Here is a 19,578-nt window from a genome sequence, read left to right as displayed (position 1 = left end):
CGCGCGATCCGACCAGGAGATCCGCATGACGCTTCGCATTCCTCGACCGCACACCGCCCTGTCCCGCCGCCGCTTCCTGTCGACGGCCGCCGCAGCCGGCGTCACGACGCTGGCGATGCCCTATCTGAGCCGCGCCGCCGACCGGCCGCAGATCACGCATGGCGTGCAGTCCGGCGACGTCGGCATGGATGGTGGCGTGGTCTGGGCGCGCGCGGACCGGCCGTCGCAGATGCTGGTCGAGGTGGCGACCACCGAGTCGTTCAAGGACGCACGGGCGCTGCCACCGATCGCCGCGCTTCCGGAAAGCGACTTCACGGCCAAGATGCTGATCGACGGCCTTCCGAGCGGCCAGGACATCTTCTACCGTGTCAAGTTCCGGGACCTGTCGCATACCGCCGTCGAAAGCGAGGCCGTGGCCGGCCGCTTCCGCACCGCGCCAGGCAACAAGCGCGACGTCTCGTTCGTCTGGGGCGGCGACGTGGCGGGGCAGGGCTGGGGCATCAATCCCGATGATGGCGGCATGTTCACCTTCTCGACGATGAGGAAGCACCGCCCGGACTTCTTCCTGCACTCCGGCGACACCATCTACGCCGACGGTCCGATCAAGTCCGAGGTGAAGCTGCCGGACAACAAGGTGTGGAAGAACCTCACCGTGGAAGAGAAGGCCAAGGTCGCCGAGACGCTCGACGAATTCCGTGCCGCCCACAAATACAATTTCCTCGACGAGAACGTTCGCGCCTTCAATGCCGAGGTGCCGATCTTCGTGCAGTGGGACGATCACGAGGTCACCAACAACTGGTCGGCCTCCAAGGAGCTGCCCGCCGCCTACAAGGAGCGCAACATCCAGTTGCTCGCGGCCCGCGCGGCGCGCGCCTTCCACGAGATGTATCCGATGCGCGAGAGCATCATCGAGCCGGGCCGAGTCTATCGCACCATCAACTATGGCCCGCATCTCGACGTGTTCGTGCTCGACGAGCGCAGCTACCGCGGCGCCAACGGTCCCAATCTCGAGGACAAGTATGGTCCGGCGTCCTACTTCATCGGGCCGGAGCAGATGCGCTGGTTGAAGCAGGCGCTGCTCAATTCCCGCGCGACCTGGAAGGTGATCGCCTCCGACATGCCGCTCAGCATCATCGTCTATGACGACGCGGCCAACAAGAAGGGCTCGGAAGCCATCGCCCAGGGTGACGGCCCGGCGCGCGGCCGCGAGCTCGAGATTGCCGAGATCCTGCGCTTCATCAAGACGGCGCCGATCCAGAACACGGTGTGGCTGACGGCGGACGTGCATTACGCGGCCGCGCATTATTACGATCCGAACAAGGCGCAGTTTCAGGACTTCGAGCCGTTCTGGGAGTTCGTCTCCGGTCCGCTGCATGCCGGTACGTTCGGTCCGAACGAGCTCGACAACACCTTCGGCCCCGAGGTGCGCTTCATCAAGGCGCCCGGCCTCGACAAGCAGAATCTGCCGCCGTCGGCCGGCATGCAGTTCTTCGGCCACGTCAAGATCGAAGGCGCCACGGGCCAGATGACCGTGACCCTGCGGGATCGCGCCGACGTCGCGCTGTGGTCGACCACGCTCGATCCGAAGCTGGGCTGAGCCTTCTGCGTCGGCGACCGCGTGCGGCGACCGCAACTAATCGCGTCGCCGCAGCACCGCCTCCAGCGCCTCGGTCGGGCAAGGCTTCGGCAGCCGCGGCCGGTCGGCGAACGCGGGTGGCACGCGGTCGGCGCCATAGCCGGTCGAGAAGGCGAAGGGAATGCCGAGCGCCGTCAGCCGCTCGGCAATCGCAAAGCTCTTTTCGCGGACCAGGCCGACATCGAGCAGCGCGAATTGCGGGACGCGCTCGGCGATCATGGCGAGCGCGGTTGCGACGTCGGCTGCGATCCTGATGTCGGGAACGCCGAGGTCGGTGATGGTGTCTTCCAGTCCGAGCGCAATGATGGGGTCGTCTTCGACGACCAGCACATGCTGATAGAACTCGGGCACGCCTGATTGCGGGCTGGTCATGGGATCTGCGGGTTCCAGGATGAGGGATGGACCCCGCGGCCGGCGCCTCCTCTCGAGCGCGCTGGCGGGTTCCTGGAACCAAGGCAGCATATCAGAGTTCCTGTGTCGGTGCACTTGTGAACACAAGGTGCACGGATCACGCACATGCGTTGCGCACGGGGATGACGATGCTGAGCCAAGGTGTGACCACGCTGAGCCGGGAGCGGCCCTACAACAACCTGCTGCGGCGGCTCAGTCCGGCCGACTACGCGCTGATCTCGCCGTATCTGGTGGAGGATGAGGCAACGCCGAACGAGCTGCTCTACAGTCCGGGTGACGACGTCCAGATCGTGCATTTTCCCTGCGGGCCGGCGCTGACGTCCTATCTCGTTCCCAATGAGGATGGCCGCGACGTCGAGACCATCCTGGTCGGCCGCGAGGGCGCCGTCGGCGGGATCGTCAGCGAAGGCTTCCTGCCGGCCTACACACGGATCGTCGTCAAGTTCGGCGGCCCGTTCGCACGGCTGCCGCTGTCCCGCCTGGCGGCCGCCAAGCTGCAATCCAAGACGCTGCGCAACGTGTTCGCGCGCTACGCCGATTGCATGCTGGCACAGATGTTCCAGTCGACCGCCTGCAACGCGATCCATTCGATCGAGCAGCGGACGGCGAAGTGGATCGTGGCCGCGATGGACCGTACCGATGGCGAGCCGATCGTGCCGCTGACGCATGAGCAGCTGGCAACGCTGCTGGGCGTCGGCCGCAGCTACGTCAGCCGGGTTGTCCAGACCTTCAGGGCCGAGGGCATTCTCGAAACCCGCCGCGGCGCCTTCATGGTGCGGGACTTCGACGCGCTGAAGCGCCGCTCCTGCCTGTGCAACGAGGCCGTGAAGACCCATTTCGAGGAGGTCCTGCGCGGCGTCTATCCGACCGAGCAGGCCGCGGCGGGCTGAGCCTGCAGGCGCCAGTGACTTTCCGCGCACAGACACCAGCCAACCGCGTTGGCTGTCAGCGCTGGTCCTCGTGGAATTGCCGGTCGGAGTGGTTGGTCTCGTCTTCTCCCGCGCTGCCCGGAAGCGTGCGGTCGCGGAGGCGTTAGCCAGCCGCTTGGAAACCGCTCCTCGTTCCTGAAAGCAGTCATTGTTTTTTGGCATTTTCTGCCTATATTGCGCCGCAACGCGTGAGGTCTGCCCGGTCGATTGGCCGGGCTTCCTATTTGGGGCTGCCGGCCCCTGCCGCCGAACGAGTTTCGCGAGCGCGCGTCGCAAAGCTAACAGCTTGATTCGACTATAACAAAGCGCGCGCCCCGCCGGGGACAGAGCACGAGCTCTTGAGAAAGCTTAGAAGACACCGACCATGAATCTTCGCAACATCGCCATCATCGCCCACGTCGACCACGGCAAGACCACCCTGGTTGATCGTCTCCTGCAGCAGTCGGGTACCTTCCGCGAGAACCAGAAGGTCGCCGAGCGCGCCATGGACTCCAACGATCTGGAGCGCGAGCGCGGCATCACCATCCTGGCCAAGGCCGCCTCGGTGCAGTGGAAGGACACCCGCATCAACATCGTCGACACTCCCGGCCACGCCGATTTCGGCGGCGAGGTCGAGCGCATCCTGAACATGGTGGACGGCGCCCTGGTGCTGGTCGACGCCGCCGAGGGCCCGCTGCCGCAGACCAAGTTCGTGGTCTCCAAGGCGCTCAAGGTCGGCCTCAAGCCGATCGTCGTCATCAACAAGGTCGACCGTCCCGACGCCCGTCCGACCGAGGTTATCAACGAGGTGTTCGACCTGTTCGCCGCACTCGACGCGTCCGAGGAGCAGCTCGACTTCCCGATCCTGTACGGGTCGGCCAAGCAGGGCTGGATGGCCGAGAGCCCGGAAGGTCCGAAGGACGCCGGGATGCAGCCGCTGTTCGACCTGGTGCTGCGCCATGTGCCGGCGCCGTCGGTCGAAGAGGGACCGTTCCGCATGATCGGCACCATCCTGGAGGCCAACAACTTCCTGGGTCGCATCATCACCGGCCGCATCACCTCGGGCAGCATCAAGCCCAACCAGGCCGTGAAGGTGCTGAACGCCGAAGGCAAGGTCGTCGAGCAGGGCCGTATTTCCAAGATTCTCGCGTTCCGCGGCATCGAGCGCGTGCCGCTCGACGAGGCCGAGGCCGGTGACATCGTCGCCATCGCGGGCCTGACCAAGGGCACCGTCGCCGACACGTTCTGCGATCCCTCGGTCGAGACTCCGCTCCCGGCGCAGCCGATCGACCCGCCAACCGTGTCGATGTCCTTCATCGTCAACAACTCGCCGCTGGCGGGCACCGAAGGCGACAAGGTCACGAGCCGCATGATCCGCGACCGCCTGCTGCGCGAGGCCGAGGGCAATGTCGCGCTGCGCGTCGTCGAATCCGCCGACAAGGACGCCATGGAAGTGTCGGGCCGCGGCGAATTGCAGCTCGCGATCCTGATCGAGACCATGCGCCGCGAAGGCTTCGAGCTGTCGGTGTCGCGTCCGCGCGTGGTGCTGCAGAAGGACGAGGCCACTGGCGCGTGGCTGGAGCCGATCGAGGAGGTCGTGATCGACGTCGACGAGGAGCATTCCGGCGTCGTCGTGCAGAAGATGAGCGAGCGCAAGTCCGAGATGATCGAGATGCGCCCGTCCGGCGGCAACCGCCTGCGGCTGGTGTTCTACGCGCCGACCCGCGGCCTGATCGGCTATCAGGGCGAGCTGCTCACGGACACCCGCGGCACCGCGATCATGAACCGCCTGTTCCACGGCTATGCCCCGTTCAAGGGCGAGATCGCCGGCCGCCGCAACGGCGTCTTGATCTCCAACGACCAGGGCGAGGCGGTGGCCTACGCGATGTTCAAGCTGGAGGACCGCGGCCCGATGATGATCGAGCCGGGCTGGAAGGTCTATCGCGGCATGATCGTCGGCGAGCACACCCGCGACAACGATCTCGAGATCAACGTCCTGAAGGGCAAGCAGCTCACCAACATCCGCACCACGTCGAAGGACGAGGCAGTCCGCCTGACGCCGCCGATCAAGATGACGCTGGAAAAGGCGCTCGCCTATATCGAGGACGACGAGCTGGTCGAGGTCACGCCGAAGTCGATCCGGCTGCGCAAGAAGCATCTCGATCCGAACGAGCGCAAGCGCGCCGAGAAGCAGAAGGAAGCGGTGGCGTAATTTCCGCCCTCCATTCTCAAATGCGTCATGGCCGGGCTTGTCCCGGCCATCCACGTTTTGGGGCTTGCGAGGACGACGTGGATGCCCGGGACAAGGCCGGGCGTGACGACGGAGTTGGATGAGCCAATGTCTTTCCCATCCTCCATCGACATCGCCATCATCGGCGCGGGTGCCGCGGGCCTCGGCGCCGCACATGCGCTGCAGGACAAGGGCGTCTCGTTTATCGTCCTGGAGGCCCGCGGCCGCATCGGCGGGCGTGCCCACACCATCATGGCTTCGCCTGATGTCACGTTCGATCTCGGCTGCGGCTGGCTGCATTCGGCTGATCGCAACTCCTTCGTCGCCATCGCCGGGAAGCTCGCTTTCGCCATCGACAAGTCACGTCCACCGTGGCGCGACCAGGCCTATGAGGCGGCATTCCCGCGCGAAGAGCGCGAAGAATTCATCCGCGCGCTGGAGGCGTTCTTCATGCGTACCGCGGAGGCTGCCAAGAGCGGCCGCGATGCGCCTGCGAGCATCTGCCTCGAGCCCGGCAATCGCTGGAACGGCATGATCGACGCGATCTGCACCTATCTCAACGGCTGCGAGCTGGAGCAGATGTCGCTGCTCGACTTCGAGGCCTATGAGGACACCGAGCTGAACTGGCGGATCCGCCGCGGCTATGGCGCCCTCGTTGCAGCCTACGGTGCGGACCTGCCGATCGTGCTCGACTGCAACGTGACGCTGATCGACCGTGGCGACAGGCGCATCCGCCTGACGACGTCACAGGGCACGCTGACGGCCGACAAGGTCATCGTGACCGTGCCGACCAATCTCATCGCCGACGAAGCGCTCCGTTTCACGCCGGCGCTGCCTGCCAAGGTCGAAGCCGCTACCGGCCTGCCACTCGGGCTGGACAACAAGGTGACGCTGGCGCTCGACGGCTGGGAGCACCTGCCGAGGGATTCGGGCATGCGCGGCCGCAGCCACACCGCGCGGGTCGGCAGCTTCCAGCTGCGCCCGTTCGGCCAGCCCTGCATCGAAGGTTTTTATGGCGGCAGCTTCGCCCGCGACATCGAGGCGGCGGGCGAGGGGGCCTTGGCGGCGCAGGCGATCGACGACATCGCGGCCCTGCTCGGCAACGACATCCGCAACAGCCTCCGTCCGCTCGCCGAGTCCCGCTGGGGCGCCGACCCGTTCGCGCGCGGCGCCTATTCGCATGCACTGCCCGGACATGCCGACAAGCGCGCCGTGCTGGCCGCGCCGGTTGATGATCGGCTGTTCTTCGCCGGCGAGGCGACGCCCTCGGATTTCTTCTCGACCGCCCATGGCGCGCGCGACAGCGGCGAGCGCGCGGCGCGGGAAGCTCTGGCGTCATTAACCAGGCGCTAGTCCATCGATCGTCATTGCGAGCGCAGCGAAGCAGTCCAGACTGTCACCGCGGTGGGATTTCTCGATCGCTTTCGCTGGGCTCGCGATGACGTGCCCCGATCAATGCGTCTCCCCCACCATCCGCAGAAACTCCCGCGCGGCCTGCGTCTGGTGATGCTCTTTGTGGCGCAGGCTGTAGAAGTGCCGCTTGGGCAGCTCGATGTTGGCGACGGCGAGCAGCCCGGCCTTGACGGCGCGCATGACCACGAGGCGCGACAGCACGGTGACGCCGGCGCCGGCTTCGACGGCGCCGCGCACGGCCTCGTTGGACGGCAGGTCGAACACCACATCGAGCTCGGCCGGGGTGATCCCGAAGCGGCCAAGCGCTGTTTCGAGCGCGGCGCGCGTGCCGGAGCCCTGCTCGCGCAACACCCAGCGCGCCGTCTTCAGGTCGCCGGTTGTCACTGACCTTCCGCGGCACAGCGGATGACCGATCGGACCGACCAGCACCATGTTGTCCTGCGCGACTGGCTGAACCGTGAGCACGGGATCGTCGACATCGCCCTCGACGAAGCCGAGATCGGCAGAGCCCTCGCGGACCTGGGTCGCGACCTGCTCGGTATTGCCGATCGACAGCTGCAGCTTGATCGCCGGATGCGCAGCACTGAAGCGGTGAATGAAGGCCGGCAGCCAATAGCCCGCGATGGTCTGGCTGGCCGCCAGCGCCAGCTGCCCCCGCTTCAGGCCGGCGAGATCGTTCAGCACGGTCTCGGCGGCGGCCGCGCGCGCCAGCACCGCCTTCGCTTCGACGAGAAACGCCTTCCCGGTCGCCGTGAGCACGATGCGGCGTCCGACGCGATCGAATAGCCTGGTCTCGTAGCGCGCTTCGAGCGCGGCCACAGCCGCCGATGTCGCCGACTGGGTCAAATTGAGGTCGCGCGCCGCCTGGGTGACGTGCTCGCGGGTCGCGACCGCAACGAAGATCCTGAGCTGTTCGAGCGTCACAAGCGTCCTATGTGGTGAGCTTCACCAGGGCCAGGCTGAAGCCTGCGATGAACAGGAAGGCGAGCAGGCCCAGCGCCAGCGGCCGCAGGCCCTTGGCCTTGAGCTTGGCGAAATCTGTCTCCAGTCCCATCGCGGCCAGCGCCATCGACAGCAGGAACGTGGTCGCGGTCACGATCACCGTCTTCATCTCGGCGGGAATGCTGATCACGCTGTTGAGGCCGACCAGCGCGATGAAGCCGAACACGAACCAGGGCAGTGGCGGCTGCGCATTGCCCCGGGTCTCGCCGCCATGGCGCGCACGCCGCGTTGCCAGCAGGCCGAGCGTGAGCACGACCGGCGCCAGCAGCATCACGCGGGCGAGCTTGGCGATGGTGCCGAACTCGCCGGCCTGCTGGCCTTGCTGAAACGCGGCCGCGACCACCTGGGCGATCTCGTGAATCGAAGCCCCGCTCCACAGGCCGAAGGCGTGGGCGTCGAGATGCAGCAGCGCCGGAAGCAGCGGATAGATGAACATTGCGATCGAGCCGAACACCGTGACGCAGGCCACCGCATAGGCGACGTCCTCGTCATGGGCGCGCGTGACCGTGTTGGTCGCGATCACGGCGGACGCACCGCAGATCGAGGTGCCCGCCGCGATCAGCTCCGCCAGCTTGCGGTTGACGCCGAGCAGCTGTCCCATCCACACCGTGAACAGGAAGGTGCCGGTGAGGCTCAGCGCGATCACGGCGAGACCACGCGCGCCGACCTCGACGATCTGCGTCGCCGTCAGTTGCAGGCCCAGCAGGATGATCGCTAGCCGCAGTACGCGACGCATCGAGAAGGCGACGCCGGGCTTGGCCCGCGCCGGTGTGCCGACCACGTTGTGCAGCGCCATCCCTGCCACGATCGCCAGGATCATCGGGCTGAACAGGCCGAGGCCTGGCAGCAGGCGCAGCCCGAAGGCGCCGGCCGCGAGCGCCGCGGACAGCGCGAGCCCGGGCAGCAGCGTCGGTGCCGCCGGCGTCGCAGGCGCGTGCGCAGGTCGATGATGAATGGCAACGGGCGCATCGGCGATCAGATCATGCGAGGGGGCGGCCATGGAAATCTCTCCCAAACCAAGTGCAAGGAAGAGAATTTCATGCTGTGACCAATCGATCCAACAGATTATATCGCACGTATCATTCGATTCAATCGATTAATCGGCGCTCATGGCCGCATCTCACCGCCGACCGGATCACGACTCCAGCACCCGCTTGCGCAGCTCGGCATCCGGCACGAAGCAGGATTCGTATTTGCCGAAGATGTGGTAGCGGTTGCGTGCGACCACGCCATAGACCGCATCGCGCAGCGGCTTCGGAATGGCGCGCAGCGCGCGCGTCCAGCCCCAGCCCGGCAGGTTCGACAATACGGTCAGCGCAGCATCGGATTTGAGATGCGCCTTGCCGCCATGCACGACCGCGTTGGTGTCGGGGTCCTGGGGATCGATGCCGAAGGCCTGTGCCAGCCGGGTGCCGTAGGGCGACTGGATCGGCGTGAAGCGGAAGCGCCTGGCGGTGTCGCGCGCGATCACGAACTGCACCCAGCGGGAGCAGAACACGCAGACGCCGTCGTAGAGGATCACGTCATCGTCGGGCCAGTTGGTCATCAGCGATTGTCCATCATGAGCAGCGCGACCAGCATCAGCACGATCGCAGGTCCCGTCTTCACCAGGGCGCCGAGCGGCTCGAGCCAGAGATCGGGGGTGAGGATCGCGCAGCCGAGCATGTAGCCGAGCGAGACGAGGATGCCGGCGGCGAGCCCGAATGCTGCGGTCTTGCGGAACGCGATCAATAGACCGACCGAAATGTCCATCATGCTGGTGATCGCCGCGAACGGAATCGCAAAGCCTTCCGGCCAGCCGTGCGTGGTCAGGACCGCCGTGGTCGCCGGGAACGAGACGAACAGTGCAATCGACCCCGATGCGACCCAGAACAGCACGAGGCTCGCGATGATCAGTGCCTTGATCAGGAACAGCCGCGCGAACCACTTGTCCTGAATGGTGGCGCCACGCACGCCGACGGCGTCCAGCGGCGTGGGGGTGATGCCGGTTGCCGCGATCCACGGTGCGGGATCGCCGTGCACCCCGCGGCGAAGCTCGGCGATCGCGGTGGTGCGCATCGGCGGCATCCAGCCGAGCCGGCTGCAGAGGTCACCGGCGAAAGCGCCGAGATTGATCAGCGGTGCGGGCAAGGCAACGCGCGGCCAATCCGTCGTGCCGAAACTGCGCCGAAACGCATCGACGACGTCGCCAAGCGTCACCGCCTCGGGCTGCATCAGGTCCCAGCTCACCGCGCGCGTCGCCTCGTCATCGATCGGCCGCATCGCGAGCCAGGCGATGGTCGCGGCGATGTCCGCCACCGCCACCGGCTGGAACGGCGTCGCCGCATCCCTCGCCGGCAGGTCGACCGGAAGCGCCGCGAGCGCGCGGACCATCGCGCTGCCGCCATAGGCCGATGGCGCGATCACGAAGCCCGGGCGCAGGATGGCGTAGGGAATGTCTGAGGATGCAATCAACTGCTCCGCCTCGCGCTTGGTGGTCGCGAAAGCGGTGTGATCCTCATCGGCCGTGCCGGGGATCGAGATGTGAATGAAGCGTACGCGACGGCCGCAGGCCGTGATCGCTGCGAGCACGCGCGCGACGAACTCACGATGCACGGCAGCGGTATCGCTGCCCGGACCATCCTGCAGCACGCCGAGGCAGTTGATGACGACGTCGATCTCGTGGGCGCGGATCAGGCTCGCCAAAGCCGGCGCATCGAGCGCCATGATCGGCAGCTCGATGTCGAACGGCGACGTGCGTTGCGATGGCGAGAACGCGCGCGCGACGCCGACCGTCGCACAGCCGCGCTGGCGCAGATCGTCGGTGATGAAGCGCCCGATCAGGCCGGAGGCGCCAAGCACGAGGATGCGGGGGGTGGTCGACGTGATCATGCGCGTCTCGTCAGAGCGGCTTTGCGATCATCAGCCAGAGAATGGCCATGACCGCGCCGAAACCGGGGATGCCGCACAGGAACCAGCGGCGGAAGACGATGAAGTAGCGCGGCGGCAGCGCCTGGGCGCTGATATCAGCAGCACGGGCGAGGTCGCGCAGTTCGATCTGCATGAAGATCACGGGGACCCAGAACAGGCCGGCGACGGCGTAGAGTGCGAGCGAGGTGAGCAGCCAGCGTTCGCTCACGGCCGTGGACGACAGCCACATCAAGGTGCCGCCGGTGACCGGCTGCAGCAGCACCGCCGACAGTGTGAAGAGCATGTCCGCGATCACCACGACGCCAGCCGTGCGCGCGATGAACGCGGCCTCGCCGCTCAGATGCGCCATCAGCATGAAGAATGCGATCCCCGTGCCGGTGCCGAGAATGACGATGGCGCCGAGCACGTGGAGATATTTGATCAGGAAATACAGCGTCATCGTGTCCTGCTAGTTCGGCGGCATCGGATGCGTCGATCGACGTGTCGTTGTCAGCGCCCGCGACAGCAAATCCGCCGCCAGTGCCACGCCGTCGTCGTGCTCGATCATCCAATGCCCCTCCTCGCCGGACGCTGGCAACAGCTTGAAGTGTGCCCGGCCTCCGGCCGAGTCGAAGTCCTCCGCAAGCCGACGCGAAAGCGATGGTGGAAAGTAGCTGTCATTGGCCGCGACCAGCCACGTGACCGGCACGCGCGCGCCGCGTCCAAATGCGCGGGCCGTATCAAGCAGGCGCGCCTCTGCACAGACGCGCCCTGGCACCTCGTCGGCATGGCCGCCACGGCCGGGCGCGAACACGATGATGCTCGAAACGAACTGCCGGGGCTGATCGGCGAGCGCCAGCGCGCCCCAGCCGCCGGCCGAGTGACCGACCACAAGTGCGCCGCCTTTGGCGACGAATGGTTGATCGCGCATGAAGGCAAGCGCGCGCGAGATCTGCGCGGCGGTGGCACGTCCCGCCTTCTCGTAGTCCGGATTTTCGCACGCGCCCTGATCCTCGACATAGGGGCCGCCGGTACGGCCATGCCCGAGCCGCTCCGGCACCAGCACCGCATAGCCGCGCGCGACCAGCTCGCTGGCCATCGCCGTGTAGCTCGGCTGCGGCAGCTGCGCGCGCCGCAACGCATTCTGTGTCGAGGCATGCGCGATCAGCGCCAGCGGAAACGGTCCGTCACCGGCAGGCCGATACAGCAGCGCATGCGCGGGGAGTCCAGGCTCGGTCGAGGGCACCAGCCATTGCTGCAGCCGGGCCGGCTCGCCTTCCGGCGAGGCCGGGCCGAATGTCTGTGCCCAGGCGTTCGATCCCGCGAGGACGAGCGCGATCAACCATGAGAGGCAGCGAAGCAGCAGCATTCAGCCGGGCGGGAAGTTGTTGAGCTCCGGCCACACTAGCCGAGCCCACCGCGAGTGAGTTGCAGTTTTTAGTTCGTGGTATGAACCTGCGGTGACGGGACACCGTCGACCCTCAACAATGTTGCGAATTTGTCCCTTTTCGGCACAGCTTTCCGCCACGGTGATGCCGAAAGTCCACAGGTTAACCGATCTTTAACGTGGCACCTTGAAGGCGGACCGCCGACTTGCTTTGATCCGCTCATGAGCACAACCCTGATCGAAGTCCGTCCGGCCAAGGCTGCAGATGCGGCTGCGGTGGCGTCAGCCCATGATGAAGCCTGGCGTTCCGCCTACCAGGGAATCATCCCTGGCGCAGAGCTGGAGAAGCTGATCAACCGGCGCGGCCCCCAATGGTGGGACAGCGCGATCCGCAAAGGCAGCCGCGTCAGCGTGCTGGTGTTCAACGACAAGGTCGCAGGCTATGCGAATTACGGCCGCAATCGCGCCCGCAGCCTGCACTTCGACGGTGAAGTCTACGAGCTTTATCTGCGACCGGAATTTCAGGGGCTGGGGTTCGGTCGCCGGCTCTTCCAGTCCGCCAAGCGCGACCTCGCGCAGAGCGGCCTGAAGAGCATGGTGGTGTGGGCGTTGTCCGACAACGATCCCGCCACCGAGTTCTACCGCGCCTTGGGCGGCCGGATGGTCGCGCGGTCGTCGGAGCGCTTCGGGCCGAAGTCGCTCGACAAGGTTGCCTTTGCCTGGACCAACTGAGCCTGGGCCGGCCGTGCTCCGGGCGCGTTAAACGTTAACGCGCCAGCGAATTGAACTGGAATTGAACTGAAAGTGTTGGCTTGAGGTAGCTGTTGCGCAGCCGCGTTTTTTTTGCGACTGCGAATGCCAGCGCTCGCCTGTCGAGCGTCCGACCCTCAACGTTCAAGTTCTCAAACGTTCAAGTTCTACGGAGCATCCATGCGCATCGACGCCATCCCGATCGGGAAAGATCCGCCGCGCGAGGTCAACGTCGTCATCGAAGTGCCGGTCGGCGGCGAGCCGATCAAGTACGAGCTAGACAAGGAAGCCGGCACGCTGTTCGTCGACCGCTTCCTCTATACGGCGATGCGCTACCCCGGCAATTACGGCTTCATCCCGCACACGCTGTCCAATGACGGCGACCCCTGCGACGTGCTGGTCGCCAACACGCGCGCGATCGTGCCCGGCGCGGTCATGAGCGTGCGCCCAGTCGGCGTGCTGCTGATGGAGGACGAGGCTGGCGGCGATGAGAAGATCATCGCGGTGCCGTCCTCGAAGCTGACCCAGCGCTACGACAAGGTCCGCACCTATTCGGACCTGCCGGACATCACGCTGCAGCAGATCCGGCACTTCTACGAGCACTACAAGGATCTCGAGCCCGGCAAATGGGTGAAGGTGCTGCGTTGGGGCAATGCCGACGACGCCCACCAGTTGATTGCCGAGGGCATCGCCCGCGCCAAGGCGGCGAAGAAGTAGGGCGCGCGGAAGCTCCAAACGCAGCGCTTCGCGGCTCCAGGCGATGGACTTTCGAGTCCGCTCCGAGCAGTTTCACGGCGTCGCAGATAGGATCTGCGGCGCCGTCTCGTCTTGGAGCGTTCTGCAATGCGCCGCCTGCTCAGGTCCCTTCGATACCTTGGTCTTCTCATCCTGGCGGCAGGCGCGGCGCTCGTCGCGGTCGTGCTGGTCAACATGTTTCGCCATGGCTCCCGGCAGCTCGATGTCGCGGCGCTGCCGAAGATCAGCATCGATGCCGAGGCTGCGGCGCAGCGGCTCGCGGCGGCGGTTCGTTTTCGCACGATTTCGAGCTCCGACGATCCCGAGCTGAATGCCGATGCCTTCGCGGCGCTCAAGGCCCATATCGAGGCAAGCTTCCCGGCCTTTCATGCGGCCGCGACACAGGAGGTCGTGGCCGGGCACAGCCTGCTGTACCGGTGGAAGGGCTCGGATGCGGCGGCCAGGCCGATTGCGCTGCTGGCCCATCAGGATGTGGTGCCGGTCGCGCCGGGCACCGAGCCCGACTGGGCCGTGCCGCCGTTTGCCGGCGTCGTCAAAGACGGCTTCGTCTGGGGCCGCGGCGCCTGGGACGACAAGGGCAATCTGTATGCGATGCTGGAGGCGGCCGAGGCGCTGATCAAGGCCGGCTTCAAGCCGAAGCGCACGATCTATTTCGCCTTCGGTCACGACGAGGAGGTCGGCGGCACCCGGGGGGCCAAGGCCATCTCGGCCGTCCTCGCCGCCCGCAACGTCCGGCTGGACTTCGTCATCGATGAGGGCCTGCTGATCTCGGAGGGCGGCGTCAAGGGCCTCGACAAGCCGGCGGCACTGGTCGGTGTTGCCGAGAAGGGCTATGCGAGCCTGGTGCTGACGGCCAAGGCCACCCCGGGGCATTCCTCGATGCCGCCGCGGGACACCGCGATCGGCATGATGAGTGCGGCGCTGGCGAAGCTCGAGGCCAACCGGCTGCCGATGCGCATCGACGGCACGGTCGGCGAGATGTTCGATACGCTGGCGCCGGAAATGACCGGCATCAACCGCGCCGTGCTGTCCAATCTCTGGCTGACCAAACCGCTGCTGTTCGGCGAGTTCGCCAAGAGCGGTCCGGCCGAAGCGATGGTCCGTACGACGACCGCGCTGACCATCTTCAACGCGGGCGACAAGGACAACGTGCTGCCGGGCAACGCCTCCGCCACCGTGAATTTCCGGCTGCTGCCGGGGGACACCGAGGCGGGCATCATCGACCACGTCAGGCAGACCGTGGCCAACGACCGCATCTCGATCACGTCCTTGCGCGGCAACCGCGAGCCCCCGCCGGTCACCTCGACCGCCGGACCGTCCTATCAGCTCGTGAACCGGACCATTCGCGAGATCTTCAGCGACGCGGTGGTGGCGCCCGGCCTGATGGTCGCCGGCACCGATTCGAGCCACTATGCGGGCATTGCCGACAGCATCTTCCGCTTCTCGCCGCTGCGCGCGACGACGGAGGATCTCAAGCGCTTCCACGGCACCAATGAGCGGCTGTCGGTCGAGGGCTATGCCGACATGATCCGCTTCTATCGGCGGCTGCTGGAAGCCGCCGCGAGCCCGGCCTAGACGGCCGGTTTCGGCAGCCCGGCGATCGCGCAGGCGGCGCGCAGCGTGTTCACCAGAAGGCAGGCCACCGTCATCTGGCCGACGCCGCCGGGCACCGGCGTGATCGCGCCGGCGACCTCCGCCACCTCGGCATAGGCGACGTCGCCGACCAGCTTCGTCTTGCCGTCAGCCGTTGGGATACGGTTGATGCCGACGTCGATCACGGTCGCGCCCGGCTTGATCCAGTCGCGCTTCACCATCTCCGCGCGGCCCACGGCGGCGTAGACCAGATCGGCGCGCGCGGTCAGCGCCGGCAGGTCGCGCGAGCGCGAATGCGCGATCGTCACCGTGGCGTTCTCGTTGAGCAGGAGCTGGACCAGCGGACGGCCGACCAGGTTCGAGCGGCCGATCACGATCGCGTTCATGCCCTCCAGCGAGCCATGCACGGTCTTGCTGAGGATGATGCAGCCGAGCGGCGTGCACGGCGCCAGCGCCTGCTGGCCGCCGGCGAGGCGGCCGGCATTGTGCGGATGCAGCCCGTCGACGTCCTTGGCCGGATCGATCGCATTGATCACGACTTCGGTCTCCAGCCCCTTCGGCAGCGGCAGCTGCACCAGAATGCCGTGTACGGCGGGATCGCGGTTGAGCTTGCCGATCAAGGCCAGCAGCTTGTCCTGCGACACGTCAGCCGGCAGCTTGTGCTCGAACGAGGCCATGCCGGCCGCCTGGGTCTGGGTATGCTTGCTGCGGACATAGACCTCGGACGCCGGATCGTTGCCGACCAGCACCACGGCGAGGCCTGGTGTCAGGCCATGGTCGCGCTTGACCCGCTCGACCTCACGGGCGACCTGCGCGCGCAGGTCGGCTGCAATGATCTTTCCGTCGATGATGCGCGCGGTCATTTTGCTCTATCCTCGGTTCAAAGGCTGTTTCATCGAGCAAGACGCTGGCCGCGTGCTCCCACCCTCCCCTGGAGGGGGAGGGTCTATCGCACGCGAAGCGGGCGAGCGGGGTGGGGTGAAGCCACGGATGCCGGTACCGGTGGAGAGATCACCCCACCCCGCCTCACGCTCGCTTCGCTCACCGTGAGGCGACCCTCCCCCTCCAGGGGAGGGTGAAGATCGCCGCTTGCGAAGCCGAAAGGCCTCGGCTCGCGCTTCTTGCGTCTATTCTCGTTGTTTCCGGGTCGGCTTATGGGCTGCAAGGAGGTCGCGCAAGGCCTGATCGAGCGCGGACGGATCGCCGTCGATGGCGACCTGTTTTAGCCGTGAGGTGGTGCCAGAGGTGATTCGCACCGAGGCCTTGGTGACGCCGATCGCCTTGGCGAGCAGCTCTGTCACCGCGCGATTCGCCTCGCCGCCATCCGCGATGGCCCGGACGCGGACCTTGAGCACGCTGCGGCCGTCGGACAGCGTTTCGACGCCGTCGATCGCGTCGCGGCCGCCGCGCGGCGTCACACGCAGCGCGACGGTGAGACCGTCAGCGGCGGCGCGCCAGGGGTCCATGGCGAACGGCGAGGCGGTCAGAACACGAATGGATAGATGTAGTAGGTGATCACCCGCTGAATCAGCATGATGATGAGGATCAGGATGATCGGCGAGATGTCGAGGCCGCCGAGATTGGGCAGCATGCGCCGGATCGGCGCCAGCACCGGCTCGGTGATTCGGTACAGGAACTCGGCCACGGCGGAGACGAACTGATTGCGCGTGTTGACGACGTTGAAGGCGATCAGCCACGACAGAATCGCCGAGGCGATCAGCAGCCAGACATAGAGGTCGAGAACGATCAGAACGATGTCGAGAACGGCACGCATGCGGGTCCACTCGGGGGGCGAGGTCGCGAATTCGACCTGTGACGACCGGTAGATATCGGTTCCCCCCGGCGCAAACAAGGGAAGGTGCCCGTCAAGGCTAACGGGCGATGTGACCGTTCTTGACTTGACCTCGGCACCCACTGTAAATGGCGCCCGATCTGCCGGCTGCCTTTTCCCAACATCGAGGCGGTCGTGTTACGGGGCCATAGCTCAGCTGGGAGAGCGCGTCGTTCGCAATGACGAGGTCGGCGGTTCGATCCCGCCTGGCTCCACCAACCTTCGCTCGCGTCGCGAGCTTCGGCTCGGCAAGCCGCTTCGGCAAATGAATAGCGAAGCGTGCGAAGGTTGCCGCGCCAGAGCCCGAAGGGCGACGGCGGGCTGAATGACAAAGATTCCCAACAATCGACTGACCAGGACGCCCGTCCTACTCCGCCGCCTCGGCCATCGCCGCCACCGGCTCGCGCATAAGCCAGCCATCCAGAAACTGCGCCAGCCACGCTCGCTCGGCCGCATCGTGCACGGCGCGGCCCTCGAAATGATGGTGGCGCAGACGGGCGCCGGGTGTGTCCAGCCGGGCATGACCGCGCGTGGTCCAGCGGCACATCATCGCGTAGGTCACGTCGGGGTGGAACTGTAGCCCGGTGGCGTTCTGGTATTGATAGGCCTGCACCGGAAAGTCGCCGCCCTCGGCGAGCAGCTCCGCGCCATCGGGCAGATCGAAGCCCTCGCGGTGCCAGTGATAGACGTGATCGGGCCAATGCGGGCACAGCTTGCGCCCGGCCCGGGTCGGGCGGATCGGATAATAGCCGATCTCGGCGCGCCCCTCTGGATGCGGCGCAACCGCGGCGCCGAGCTGGATCGCCAGCATCTGCGCGCCCAGGCAGATCCCGAGAAACGGACGCTGCTCCCGCAGCGGCACCTCGACCCAGTCGATCTCGCGGCGGACGAAGTCGTCCGGATCGTTCGCGCTCATCGGACCGCCGAAAATAACGGCACCCGCATGCTCATCGAGAGTCTCCGGCAGCGGATCGCCGAACCGCGGCCGGCGGATGTCGAGCGGATAGCCGCGGGCGCGCAGCGCATTGCCGACCCGGCCGGGGCTCGACGTTTCCTGGTGCAGGATGATGAGGACGGGCCGCTGCGGCGCAGCCGCCATGGCCGGCTTGGGATGGAGCTGCCGAACGTCGGCCTGGGGCCCGTTCGGATGGAGCGAAGGGTCTTGCCTGAGCATCACCTGGCGATCATAGCTAAGCAAAGGTTAACGGCGCGTGAGCGAGCGCACATTGCAAAGCAAGCGCCGGGCCAGCGCGATCAGGTCCGCTTCAGCTGCAGCCGGCCGACCGCGGCGAGGATGAAGCCGCGCGGGAACCAGCGCAGCATGAACGGCACGATCTTGATGCCGAGCCCGGGCAGCACCACGCGCTTGTCGGCCATCAGGCCGCGATAGCCGGCTTCCGCCACCGCCTTGGGCGAGACGTTGAGGATCACCGAATCCACGCCCGGCTTGAAGCCGGCGCGGTCCTGGAATTCCGACGGCACCGGACCGGGACACAGCACCGTGACCCGGACGCCATGCGGCGCCAGCTCCTTGCGCAACGCCTCGGTGAACGAGATCACATACGCCTTGGAGGCGTAATAGACGGCCATGCCGGGACCCGGCAGGAACCCGGCCACAGAGCCCAGATTGAGGATGCCGCCCTTGTTGCGGATCAGCTGCTCGGAAAAGCGCAGCGACAGCTCGGTCAGGGCGCGAACGTTCACGGAAATCATGTCGAGCTGCTCGGTGCGGTCGAGCTGTACCGCCTTGCCGAACAGGCCGAAGCCGGCGTTGTTGACGAGATATTCCAGCTCCAGGCCGGCAGCCGACAGCGCAGCCTCGATGGTCGCGCCGGCGTCGGCGGAGGTGAGGTCACAGGGGATCACCAGCGGCGCCGGGCCGCCCTTGGCGGCGATCTCCTGGGCCAGCGCCGCGAGCCGGTCTTCGCGCCGGGCCGTCAATGCGAGCCGGTGCCCGTTCGCGGCAAATACGCGCGCCAACTCGCTGCCGATCCCGGCCGAGGCACCCGTTACGAGCGTGACACGTTCACCCACGATCCTGCTCTTCGATCACAATCCGCACATCATCCAATCGCGGCGGACGAGAGCATAGCGGGACGGGAACATGCAAGACACCGTGCTCCATGGCCTTGCGCGGGATTGCGGCAATAGCCTCAGATTCACATGGGTTTACATGAACGGGGGGGTTCGGAAACAAAATTAAAGTTTGTTCATCTCCGCATGAAGTCGGTTCCGCCCGGAGCCAGGCGGTTCAAGCAGGGGCGCCGGACTTCCGCGACGCCACCCGGTGCTTCAGGTCGACGCGGTCATGCGTGGAGATGCCGAGCAGCTCGGAGGCGCGCCAGACCACATTGTCCTCGAACTCCGTCACCTTGCCGTCGGCAAAGACCAGCTCCCACATCATCTCGACGATGCGCAGGCGGCCGGCTTCGTCGACCTCGCGCATGATCACGCTGGTGAAGCGATAGAGATCGACGGCGTCGCCCTCCGCCAGCATGGCCTGGGCGATCAGCCGGTCGGCGCTGCCGGGGTCGAGCCCGAAGCGCAGCTCGATCAGGCCGTGCAGCTTGCGCCGTTCGATCTCGCTCGGCTCGCCGTCCAGCGAGATGACGTGGATCAGCAGCGCCGTCGCCGCGAGCTGATAGCCATTGTCGTCGAACGCCGGGGTCTCGTGCGGCGAAACGACGTCGGCGATGAATTGGCGCAATCCTTCGAGCATGGCGTCCTTTCGTTGTCAGATCCGTAGTGGACCGCAAACCGGCCGGCGACTGC

The 19,578-nt window shown here is 66.4% G+C and carries 20 protein-coding genes and 1 tRNA gene; 8 read left to right on the top strand and 13 right to left on the bottom strand.

Going from position 1 to position 19,578, the window contains the following annotated elements; all coding sequences use genetic code 11:
- Positions 1-25: 25 nt before the first annotated feature.
- Entirely contained in the window at positions 26-1,597 is a 1,572-nt protein-coding gene (locus QX094_RS11970) for an alkaline phosphatase D family protein (RefSeq protein WP_316173440.1), read from the top strand.
- A 36-nt stretch (positions 1,598-1,633) separates the two neighbouring features.
- Here the strand turns inward: QX094_RS11970 and QX094_RS11965 are convergent, their stop codons facing one another.
- Complete coding sequence (locus tag QX094_RS11965; protein WP_316173439.1) at positions 1,634-2,008, bottom strand: response regulator; 375 nt, start codon at positions 2,006-2,008, stop codon at positions 1,634-1,636.
- 167 nt (positions 2,009-2,175) lie between these two features.
- Between QX094_RS11965 and QX094_RS11960 the strand changes: the two genes are divergently transcribed.
- From QX094_RS11960 to QX094_RS11950, 3 genes are all read left to right on the top strand, one after another.
- Positions 2,176-2,937 (top strand): Crp/Fnr family transcriptional regulator, encoded by a 762-nt coding sequence (locus tag QX094_RS11960; RefSeq protein WP_315716746.1) that lies wholly within the window; start codon positions 2,176-2,178, stop codon positions 2,935-2,937.
- A 403-nt stretch (positions 2,938-3,340) separates the two neighbouring features.
- On the top strand, positions 3,341-5,167 hold the full coding sequence (gene typA, locus QX094_RS11955; RefSeq protein ID WP_315716745.1) for a translational GTPase TypA: 1,827 nt from the start codon (positions 3,341-3,343) through the stop codon (positions 5,165-5,167).
- Positions 5,168-5,293: 126 nt separating this feature from the next.
- On the top strand, positions 5,294-6,538 hold the full coding sequence (locus QX094_RS11950; protein WP_315716744.1) for an NAD(P)/FAD-dependent oxidoreductase: 1,245 nt from the start codon (positions 5,294-5,296) through the stop codon (positions 6,536-6,538).
- A gap of 99 nt (positions 6,539-6,637) precedes the next feature.
- On the opposite strand, the gene QX094_RS11945 is transcribed toward QX094_RS11950, so the two are convergent.
- The 6 genes from QX094_RS11945 to QX094_RS11920 all read right to left on the bottom strand — a co-directional run bounded on the left by QX094_RS11945 (position 6,638) and on the right by QX094_RS11920 (position 11,858).
- The gene (locus QX094_RS11945) at positions 6,638-7,522 is read right to left on the bottom strand and encodes a LysR family transcriptional regulator (protein WP_315716743.1); all 885 of its coding nucleotides are present in this window, start codon (positions 7,520-7,522) and stop codon (positions 6,638-6,640) included.
- A 7-nt stretch (positions 7,523-7,529) separates the two neighbouring features.
- Entirely contained in the window at positions 7,530-8,600 is a 1,071-nt protein-coding gene (locus QX094_RS11940; RefSeq protein ID WP_409977905.1) for a YeiH family protein, read from the bottom strand.
- Between the two features lie 135 nt (positions 8,601-8,735).
- Positions 8,736-9,146 (bottom strand): thiol-disulfide oxidoreductase DCC family protein, encoded by a 411-nt coding sequence (locus QX094_RS11935; RefSeq protein ID WP_315716742.1) that lies wholly within the window; start codon positions 9,144-9,146, stop codon positions 8,736-8,738.
- Positions 9,146-10,471, bottom strand: a complete 1,326-nt coding sequence (locus QX094_RS11930) for an SDR family oxidoreductase (RefSeq protein WP_315716741.1) — start codon at positions 10,469-10,471, stop codon at positions 9,146-9,148. The genes QX094_RS11935 and QX094_RS11930 overlap by 1 nt, the downstream gene beginning before the upstream one ends.
- Positions 10,472-10,481: 10 nt before the next feature.
- Positions 10,482-10,949, bottom strand: a complete 468-nt coding sequence (locus QX094_RS11925) for a DUF2269 domain-containing protein (protein ID WP_315716740.1) — start codon at positions 10,947-10,949, stop codon at positions 10,482-10,484.
- A 9-nt stretch (positions 10,950-10,958) separates the two neighbouring features.
- Positions 10,959-11,858 (bottom strand): alpha/beta hydrolase family protein, encoded by a 900-nt coding sequence (locus QX094_RS11920; RefSeq protein ID WP_315716739.1) that lies wholly within the window; start codon positions 11,856-11,858, stop codon positions 10,959-10,961.
- 240 nt (positions 11,859-12,098) lie between these two features.
- Here QX094_RS11920 and QX094_RS11915 point away from each other — a divergent pair, with 240 nt between their 5' ends.
- From QX094_RS11915 to QX094_RS11905, 3 genes are all read left to right on the top strand, one after another.
- A complete protein-coding gene (locus tag QX094_RS11915) occupies positions 12,099-12,608 on the top strand; it encodes a GNAT family N-acetyltransferase (RefSeq protein ID WP_006611902.1) in 510 nt (169 codons plus the stop codon).
- A 198-nt stretch (positions 12,609-12,806) separates the two neighbouring features.
- Positions 12,807-13,343 carry an inorganic diphosphatase gene (ppa, locus tag QX094_RS11910; RefSeq protein ID WP_315716738.1) on the top strand — a complete coding sequence of 179 codons (537 nt, stop codon included), beginning with the start codon at positions 12,807-12,809 and terminating at the stop codon, positions 13,341-13,343.
- A 126-nt stretch (positions 13,344-13,469) separates the two neighbouring features.
- Positions 13,470-14,957, top strand: a complete 1,488-nt coding sequence (locus tag QX094_RS11905) for a M20 family peptidase (RefSeq protein WP_315716737.1) — start codon at positions 13,470-13,472, stop codon at positions 14,955-14,957.
- On the opposite strand, the gene folD is transcribed toward QX094_RS11905, so the two are convergent.
- The 3 genes from folD to QX094_RS11890 form a co-directional block, all read right to left on the bottom strand.
- Positions 14,954-15,838, bottom strand: coding sequence for a bifunctional methylenetetrahydrofolate dehydrogenase/methenyltetrahydrofolate cyclohydrolase FolD (folD, locus tag QX094_RS11900; protein WP_315716736.1), 885 nt, complete (start codon positions 15,836-15,838; stop codon positions 14,954-14,956). The genes QX094_RS11905 and folD overlap by 4 nt on opposite strands.
- Positions 15,839-16,102: 264 nt before the next feature.
- The gene (locus QX094_RS11895; protein ID WP_315716735.1) at positions 16,103-16,441 is read right to left on the bottom strand and encodes a DUF167 domain-containing protein; all 339 of its coding nucleotides are present in this window, start codon (positions 16,439-16,441) and stop codon (positions 16,103-16,105) included.
- A gap of 17 nt (positions 16,442-16,458) precedes the next feature.
- Positions 16,459-16,749, bottom strand: a complete 291-nt coding sequence (locus tag QX094_RS11890; RefSeq protein WP_315716734.1) for a YggT family protein — start codon at positions 16,747-16,749, stop codon at positions 16,459-16,461.
- 199 nt (positions 16,750-16,948) lie between these two features.
- Here QX094_RS11890 and QX094_RS11885 point away from each other — a divergent pair.
- Positions 16,949-17,024 (top strand) — tRNA-Ala (locus QX094_RS11885).
- Positions 17,025-17,173: 149 nt separating this feature from the next.
- Here QX094_RS11885 and QX094_RS11880 read toward each other — a convergent pair.
- The 3 genes from QX094_RS11880 to QX094_RS11870 all read right to left on the bottom strand — a co-directional run bounded on the left by QX094_RS11880 (position 17,174) and on the right by QX094_RS11870 (position 19,525).
- Complete coding sequence (locus QX094_RS11880; RefSeq protein ID WP_315716733.1) at positions 17,174-17,980, bottom strand: glutamine amidotransferase; 807 nt, start codon at positions 17,978-17,980, stop codon at positions 17,174-17,176.
- Between the two features lie 80 nt (positions 17,981-18,060).
- Positions 18,061-18,840: an SDR family oxidoreductase gene (locus tag QX094_RS11875; RefSeq protein ID WP_315716732.1), complete on the bottom strand. Its 780-nt coding sequence runs from the start codon at positions 18,838-18,840 to the stop codon at positions 18,061-18,063.
- Between the two features lie 217 nt (positions 18,841-19,057).
- Entirely contained in the window at positions 19,058-19,525 is a 468-nt protein-coding gene (locus tag QX094_RS11870) for a TerB family tellurite resistance protein (protein WP_315716731.1), read from the bottom strand.
- Between the last annotated feature and the right edge of the window lie 53 nt (positions 19,526-19,578).

It is taken from the genome of Bradyrhizobium sp. SZCCHNS1050, assembly GCF_032484785.1.
In the GTDB taxonomy this organism is placed as follows: domain Bacteria; phylum Pseudomonadota; class Alphaproteobacteria; order Rhizobiales; family Xanthobacteraceae; genus Bradyrhizobium.
The sequence above is the reverse complement of the archived record's forward strand: the minus strand, read 5'-3'. Positions and strand labels throughout refer to the sequence as shown.

Excerpts from the sequence above, each read along its gene's own strand:
- typA (WP_315716745.1), top strand. The coding sequence starts at position 3,341 with ATGAATCTTCGCAACATCGCCATCATCGCCCACGTCGACCACGGCAAG.
- QX094_RS11880 (WP_315716733.1), bottom strand. The coding sequence starts at position 17,980 with ATGCTCAGGCAAGACCCTTCGCTCCATCCGAACGGGCCCCAGGCCGAC.
- QX094_RS11960 (WP_315716746.1), top strand. The coding sequence starts at position 2,176 with ATGCTGAGCCAAGGTGTGACCACGCTGAGCCGGGAGCGGCCCTACAAC.
- QX094_RS11920 (WP_315716739.1), bottom strand. The coding sequence starts at position 11,858 with ATGCTGCTGCTTCGCTGCCTCTCATGGTTGATCGCGCTCGTCCTCGCG.
- QX094_RS11950 (WP_315716744.1), top strand. The coding sequence starts at position 5,294 with ATGTCTTTCCCATCCTCCATCGACATCGCCATCATCGGCGCGGGTGCC.
- QX094_RS11905 (WP_315716737.1), top strand. The coding sequence starts at position 13,470 with ATGCGCCGCCTGCTCAGGTCCCTTCGATACCTTGGTCTTCTCATCCTG.
- QX094_RS11970 (WP_316173440.1), top strand. The coding sequence starts at position 26 with ATGACGCTTCGCATTCCTCGACCGCACACCGCCCTGTCCCGCCGCCGC.
- QX094_RS11935 (WP_315716742.1), bottom strand. The coding sequence starts at position 9,146 with ATGACCAACTGGCCCGACGATGACGTGATCCTCTACGACGGCGTCTGC.
- QX094_RS11890 (WP_315716734.1), bottom strand. The coding sequence starts at position 16,749 with ATGCGTGCCGTTCTCGACATCGTTCTGATCGTTCTCGACCTCTATGTC.
- QX094_RS11965 (WP_316173439.1), bottom strand. The coding sequence starts at position 2,008 with ATGACCAGCCCGCAATCAGGCGTGCCCGAGTTCTATCAGCATGTGCTG.
- QX094_RS11915 (WP_006611902.1), top strand. The coding sequence starts at position 12,099 with ATGAGCACAACCCTGATCGAAGTCCGTCCGGCCAAGGCTGCAGATGCG.
- QX094_RS11925 (WP_315716740.1), bottom strand. The coding sequence starts at position 10,949 with ATGACGCTGTATTTCCTGATCAAATATCTCCACGTGCTCGGCGCCATC.
- QX094_RS11870 (WP_315716731.1), bottom strand. The coding sequence starts at position 19,525 with ATGCTCGAAGGATTGCGCCAATTCATCGCCGACGTCGTTTCGCCGCAC.
- folD (WP_315716736.1), bottom strand. The coding sequence starts at position 15,838 with ATGACCGCGCGCATCATCGACGGAAAGATCATTGCAGCCGACCTGCGC.
- ppa (WP_315716738.1), top strand. The coding sequence starts at position 12,807 with ATGCGCATCGACGCCATCCCGATCGGGAAAGATCCGCCGCGCGAGGTC.
- QX094_RS11895 (WP_315716735.1), bottom strand. The coding sequence starts at position 16,441 with ATGGACCCCTGGCGCGCCGCCGCTGACGGTCTCACCGTCGCGCTGCGT.
- QX094_RS11930 (WP_315716741.1), bottom strand. The coding sequence starts at position 10,471 with ATGATCACGTCGACCACCCCCCGCATCCTCGTGCTTGGCGCCTCCGGC.
- QX094_RS11940 (WP_409977905.1), bottom strand. The coding sequence starts at position 8,600 with ATGGCCGCCCCCTCGCATGATCTGATCGCCGATGCGCCCGTTGCCATT.